Raw genomic sequence first — 6,099 nt, 5'->3', positions numbered from 1 at the left:
CACGCGACCCTCCTCCTCTAGACCCACGCCACAAACGCTACATATCTTGGGCCGAACAGTATTGGACCTGTCCCCGTTTCCTGCTCTAGTGGGCGTAGTCTGGCCGGGAGGGCCAAGCAAGCTGCATTGCGGTTTGCAAACTACCGGGCTAGCTATTCACATCTGATACATATAGCCGATGCAACGGGATACTTGCACACCGTCAAGGTCTTCCGCCATCCGAAATACGGGAGGCTGATTCAATTTGGGGACGCTGCTATAAAGAGGAAAGTTAAGATCAAGCCGACAGGAAATCCGAGAGCCGACTATGCGGCGGCCAACAGGGAACTTGGAAAGCCTGCTGGATATGACTGGACCAAAGAGCCGGGGATTAATGAACCGATGACTTGGCATCACGATAACAAGAAAGGATGGATGCATCTCGTCCCGTTTTCAGTTCACGACAAGATTGGTCATTCTGGCGGAGCAAAGATCTGGGGCGGTGGATACAGGTAAAGTTGTCAACTCGTACTATCAGGGAATGCAATATGGAATTCGACATGGCGAGACGGCGTGTGCCGATTTCAGAGTCCGAAGTTAACAATCTGGAACTGCAGCTTGATTGTCAACTGCCATCGGAGTACAAGGATTTCTTGAGTTGTCACAATGGCGGCCTGCCGGCGAGGAATGTTTTTGCGATTGGTTCAGATACTGACTATTGGGTGGATTGGCTGTGCTGGGTAGATAACAATCTAGCTAAACCTTCAGAGTTTGCAGACCACGAAAGTTTGGCATTCACACTCTTCAAGTATGCCGGCCTGGTTCCGGACGACACTCTAGCTATCGGGCGATGCTGTCGAGATGACTTGCTCCTCCTTAGGATTGCGGGCAACGAGAAGGGACAAATCGAGTACAAGGAGATCGCTGGGTTGCTAGGGGCTTCGAGAGTGAAAAAGGAGGCAATGCGGAACGAAGGAATTACGGTCCTTGCGCCCGACTTTGCAGAGTTCTTTGACTCTCTCATGCTGCCTCGGCTGTGAAGAGTTGGTCTATCGACACCTTGTACCCTAGTCCGTTGCCTGTCCCTGTCCCTCCCGAAAACCCAATTCGAGAAGCTGGGCAAGGCGTCGCGGAGTAACCTTGGAGAAAAGCGGAGCTGCAAAACAGACGACCGCCGGTCGTCAGAAAGCCCGTCAACGACTTAAAGTGACGCTGCTTTCGCATTCGGCGCAGACGCTGAGGCAGCCCGCGTAGCGGGCGACGAGAAAAGGTACTCTCAGGCCGCGCGGCGTGAGTAGCTGTGGTGCAAACCGCCGAGCACCTGAGTGGCCACGACCGGGCCAAGCTCGGGCGGCTCCTAGTTGCGGCCCGTGGGCGCGTCGCCATCGAGACCTTGGTGCACGCGGCGATCGTTGTAATAGGCGAAGAATTGCGAGAGCACGCGGCGCAGATGGTTGTCCCTCCCGAAAACTCAATCTGGGAAGCTGGGCAACCTCTACGACGCAGGTTCAAGGAAGCATCGTCGTGGAACGCGACCGTGGAGCGAGCGACGCGAAGCCCACGCGCCGCCCATTTTGAAGTGGTTTTCGCACTCAGTGCAGACGCCGAGCCAGACCGCGCAGCGGGCAACAGAAAAGAGACTCTCACGCCGCGCGGCGTGAGTAGCTGTGGTGCAAACCACCGAGCACGGGCGTGGCGACGACAGGGCCACCGTCGGGCGGCTCAGGCTCTCGGCTAAGCGGCGTGTCGCCATCCAAACCTTGATGCGCGCGACGACCGTTGTAGTAAGCGAAGAATTCCTTGAGCACGCGGCGCAGGTGATCCTCCCCCAAGATGATCACATGGTCCAAACATTCCCGTCGCACCGAACCGACCAGCCGCTCGACGTACGGGTTCTGCCACGGACAGCCGGGCGTGGTCGTGCGATCTTCCATCCCGAGCGCCGCGACGCGTTGCTGAAATACCTGGCCGTAGATCGCGTCGTTGTCGCGCAGCAAACAGCGTGGCGCCTCGTCGAACGGGAACGCCTCGGTGAGCTGCTGGGCCGTCCACCGCGCCGTCGGATTGCTCGTAACATTGAAGTGCAGCAAGCGTCGGCGGTCGTGCGACAGCACGACAAAGCAGTACAGCAACCGGATGGTGGCGGTCGGCACGACAAAGAAGTCGCAGGCGGCGATCTCGTGAGCGTGGTTGGCAAGAAACGTCTTCCAGCCGGGCGAGGGATTCCCGCGACGCCGCACCATGTACCGGGCGACGGTCGACTTGGCGACCTCGTAGCCCAAGAGTCGCAGCTCCGCCCGGATCCGCGGCGCTCCCCACAGCGGGTTCTCACGCGACATCCGCCGGATCAACGCACGAACTTCGGCGTCCACAGGTGGCCTGCCGGGCCGCCGCGACTTCCACCGCCAGAAGAGGCGGAAGCCCCGCTGATGCTACCGACAAACCGTGTCCGGCTGCACGAATACCAGGGCCGAAGACCAGTCTCCCCACAACCGCCTCAGCCCCACCCAGAAGACACGGTCCAGCCTCCCGATCCGCGGCCGGCGCCCTGTACGTTGGTAACAAGCCAACTGCTGCCGCAACGCGGCGTTCTCGGCGATCAGGCAGGCCCGCGGAACTAATGCAGCCCTGAAAGCCCAATAGAGCGCCCGTGCGAAGATCATGGAAAGCAGAGACTTGATTCAAGTGGCGGCAGACGGACCTGCTCGGTAGGAGTCTTGTCGATTGTCGCCTCTGTCTGCACGACGGCCAAGCCGCCGTGTCTCCTGCTCAGTCCGGATCTTGCATAACCTCCGTGAGTGCCTTAGCTTGCGAGATCGTTAGCTCGACAAGCCTGCGCAGGAAGAGTTCAACTGGCGTCCAGTTGCCCCGACTTTTGAATCGGTGGCCAGCTAGGCCGTTCTCGCTGATTCGCTGGAAGTGGGTTTCTTCAACCGCTTGACATGCCGCTGCTGCGGACTGTGCCGGGTGGCGGATTGCCCGCGGTCCCCTGCCCTGCCTCCGGTGCTCTTCGACAGAGCGGCAGACGGTCTGCCTAAGTATGCAGGCCGTGGATGGGCTGTCGTTGGGTGTTGTCTTTTCGCCCTTCTCGGGTTGGCTGGGGCAGAACGCGTTGCAGGAAGCTGCGGAGTACAAACTTGGCTACCGGGTGGAAATACTAGTGGACATGTCGTGAGGTGACGATACAATGGTGTGTGAGCGGGACTCATGGCCGCAAAAGCAACCAAGAACGCCACGGGGAGGAAGCTTCCGCCGGCAGATTCAGAGTCGCTATTGAAAGCAGCGGAATGCCTCCGCACCCGGCGCGGATCCGGATGGTGCAATTGCTGCTGCACCATCGGTACACCGTAGGCGAGCTAGCAGAAGACTGCGGCGTGCGAGAGCTACAGAACGTCGCCTCGGAGCTTCTGATGCAGCGGTGTGGGTTCTTTACAAGTGAGAAGGAAGGGCGGAAAGTGTATTACCAGATTGCTGGACCGCAATTGGAGCGTTTTCTCGACCGCATCGAGAGTCGCTTTGAATCGCACGTTGTCGGCTAGCGGGTCTTTTTTTGCGGCGACATGTCGTCATGTCGCTAGTTGTTGACTCGATGGGATTGGCTTTGGGCGTGACCGGCCGACTCGGGCTGATTCCGGCTGCTGAATCGACAGTTCTAGTGGGCTTTGCCGTCGCCGTCTGAGAGTGTGTCGGACAAGGCCGGAGCAACCAGAGTTAGCGAGTTCGGTGTAGCGAGGTGGCGATTGCCGCCGTTTCCTCCCTGGGGGGCTGAATCGTGTTGGGTCTAGCGATAGCAGGAGGCGTCGCCATTGGCTTCGCCCTTGGTCTCACCGGAGGCGGCGGGGGCGTGTTTGCCGTGCCGCTGCTGGTCTACGGACTGTCGTTCCAGCCGCGGGAAGCTGTGGGGGTGTCGCTCGCCGCGGTGGGGACCACCGCGTTTCTCGGAGCGGTGGGGCGGTTGCGTCGCGGAGAGGCGGACCTGCGCACCGGGCTGTTGTTTGCGGTGGCCGGCATGATCGGGGCGCCGCTGGGGACGCGGCTGGCGAGGCTGCTGCCAGAAGCGACGCTGCTGCTGCTCTTCAGCGGCCTGATGCTGGTGATCGCGGCTCGTATGTGGACCAATTCACGAGCCAAGCCGCTCGACGAATCCGACGCGGGCCGCTTTGTCTGCCACCGCGACGAGCACGGCCGGCCGAGCCTGGGCCCACGGTGCGTGGCTTTGCTCAGCGTGCTTGGGCTCACCACGGGGGTGCTATCGGGGCTGTTCGGGGTGGGCGGCGGATTCGTTATCGTGCCGGCGCTCGTGCTGTTCGGTGGACTACAAATCCACGCCGCGGTGGCGACCTCGCTGCTAGTGATCTTCCTGATCAGCGTCTCGGGCGTCGCGTCCTACGTCGCGACTGGTGGGCATCTCTCGTGGGACGTCGCGGGCCTGTTTGCCGCCGGCGGCGTCGTCGGGATGCAGCTGGGGTCGCGGGTGTCGGCCATGATTTCTGGCTCGACCCTACAGAAAATATTTGCCGTCGCGATGGTCGCGGTGGCGGGATTCATCGTGATCAAGTCTCTGGCCTAGGTTAAGGCCTCTGGCAATTATCAGAAACCTGACTCAGAAAAGGAGTTTCCTATGCTACTCCGCTATTTTTATGACCGAACGCTCGCGCACGCCTCGTACATGGTTGGCTGCCAGCGGGCCAAAGAAGCCGTGATCGTCGACCCGGGCCGTGACATCGGTCAGTACCTCGAGGCCTCCGAACGGGAAGGCGTCAAGATTGTCGCCGTGGCGGAAACTCACATCCACGCCGACTACGTGTCGGGGGCGAGGGAGCTGGCCGACCGGATCGGCGCCAAGCTGTACGTGTCCGACGAGGGGCCGGCGGAATGGAAGTACCGCTATGCGGCGGAGTACTCCCACTGCCTGTGTAAGGATGGCGACAAGTTTAGCATTGGCAAGATTGACTTCGAGGTTGTGCACACTCCAGGGCACACGCCGGAGAGCATCTCTTTTGTGCTGACCGACCGCGGGGGCGGAGCCACCTCGCCGATGGGCATCTTCAGCGGCGACTTCGTTTTTGTCGGGTCTATCGGGCGACCCGATCTGCTGGAGGAGGCAGCGGGCATGATGGGAACCGCCGAGGTGGGGGCCCGCCAGCTGTTTCACTCGGTCGAGCGATTCCGCGACCTGCCGGACCACCTGCAGGTGTGGCCGGCCCACGGCGCCGGCAGCGCCTGCGGCAAGGGGCTGGGTGCGATCCCTTCATCGACCGTTGGGTACGAAAAGTTGTTCAACCCTGCCCTTCAGCACCACGACGAAGAGGAGTTTGTGCATTACATCCTCGCCGACCAGCCTGAGGCGCCTAGGTACTTTGCCGTGATGAAGCGGGTGAACAAGGAGGGACCGAAGGTGCTCGGCCCGTATGTCGCCCCGAAGTACTGTGAGCCGGGTTGCCTGGACAAGGTGCTAGATGAGGGTGCGGTTGTCGACCTCCGTGCGCCCGCGGATTTTTCGGCCAATCACGCCCCTGGAACCCTCAACATTCCCGCGGGCATGTTGGCGGGGTGGGCCGGCTGGCTGCTCGACTACGACGAGCCCTTGCGATTGATCGCCGAGCCGGGACAGCTCTCCGAGGCGGTGCGTGTGCTCAACAAGATCGGTCTCGACGAGGTGGTGGGCGTCTTCTCCGCTAACGAGTTGGCCGAGGCCGGACTGATGCAGGGGGCGTACCGCACCGCGACGCCGCAAGAGCTGGCCGAACAGATCGCCGCTGGCGACGTGACGCTGGTTGACGTCCGTGCCCAGGGCGAGTGGGAAGCGGGCCATATCCCCCAGGCAGAGCACTACTTCCTAGGCAAGCTGAAGGACTCCCACGGCGAGATCACCCGTGACAAGCCAGTGGTGACGCAGTGCCAGAGCGGCATGCGTTCGTCGATCGCGGCCAGCGTCTTTACTGACGCGGGCTACGACGTTATCAACATGACCGGGGGCTACGCCGCCTGGCAGAAAGCCGGATTCCCTACTGAGCTCGGGGGGGCTTGCGAGGGCGGCTCTGCCTGCGTTTCGCATTGATGGTTGCTTCTCCTAGAGCTAGAGCTTGCCATTAGAGCAGGGCTCCCATGCAAGCCCCA

6 protein-coding genes and 1 pseudogene are annotated in these 6,099 nt (G+C 61.2%); 5 read left to right on the top strand and 2 right to left on the bottom strand.

What is annotated here, in order from left to right:
* The first annotated feature begins 192 nt into the window (after nucleotides 1-192).
* Nucleotides 193-495 carry an HNH endonuclease gene (locus Pla123a_RS14625; RefSeq protein ID WP_197527979.1) on the top strand — a complete coding sequence of 101 codons (303 nt, stop codon included), beginning with the start codon at nucleotides 193-195 and terminating at the stop codon, nucleotides 493-495.
* A 32-nt stretch (nucleotides 496-527) separates the two neighbouring features.
* A complete protein-coding gene (locus Pla123a_RS14620) occupies nucleotides 528-1,019 on the top strand; it encodes an SMI1/KNR4 family protein (RefSeq protein ID WP_197527978.1) in 492 nt (163 codons plus the stop codon).
* A 603-nt stretch (nucleotides 1,020-1,622) separates the two neighbouring features.
* On the opposite strand, the gene Pla123a_RS25300 is transcribed toward Pla123a_RS14620, so the two are convergent.
* Together Pla123a_RS25300 and Pla123a_RS25170 are read right to left on the bottom strand one after the other, a co-directional pair.
* Entirely contained in the window at nucleotides 1,623-2,222 is a 600-nt protein-coding gene (locus Pla123a_RS25300; RefSeq protein WP_391542511.1) for an integrase core domain-containing protein, read from the bottom strand.
* Between the two features lie 12 nt (nucleotides 2,223-2,234).
* Nucleotides 2,235-2,363: pseudogene (locus tag Pla123a_RS25170) on the bottom strand (hypothetical protein); the annotation flags it as partial.
* A gap of 933 nt (nucleotides 2,364-3,296) precedes the next feature.
* Between Pla123a_RS25170 and Pla123a_RS14610 the strand changes: the two are divergent.
* The 3 genes from Pla123a_RS14610 to Pla123a_RS14600 all read left to right on the top strand — a co-directional run bounded on the left by Pla123a_RS14610 (nucleotide 3,297) and on the right by Pla123a_RS14600 (nucleotide 6,040).
* Nucleotides 3,297-3,518, top strand: a complete 222-nt coding sequence (locus Pla123a_RS14610) for an ArsR/SmtB family transcription factor (protein ID WP_391542503.1) — start codon at nucleotides 3,297-3,299, stop codon at nucleotides 3,516-3,518.
* Nucleotides 3,519-3,751: 233 nt separating this feature from the next.
* The gene (locus Pla123a_RS14605; RefSeq protein ID WP_146588166.1) at nucleotides 3,752-4,549 is read left to right on the top strand and encodes a sulfite exporter TauE/SafE family protein; all 798 of its coding nucleotides are present in this window, start codon (nucleotides 3,752-3,754) and stop codon (nucleotides 4,547-4,549) included.
* Nucleotides 4,550-4,600: 51 nt separating this feature from the next.
* Nucleotides 4,601-6,040, top strand: a complete 1,440-nt coding sequence (locus tag Pla123a_RS14600) for an MBL fold metallo-hydrolase (RefSeq protein ID WP_146588165.1) — start codon at nucleotides 4,601-4,603, stop codon at nucleotides 6,038-6,040.
* The last annotated feature ends 59 nt before the right edge of the window (nucleotides 6,041-6,099 follow it).

The sequence above is a fragment of the Posidoniimonas polymericola genome (assembly GCF_007859935.1).
Taxonomy (GTDB): Bacteria; Planctomycetota; Planctomycetia; order Pirellulales; family Lacipirellulaceae; genus Posidoniimonas; species Posidoniimonas polymericola.
Note: the sequence above shows the minus strand (reverse complement) of the source record. Positions and strands in the feature narration are given on the sequence as shown.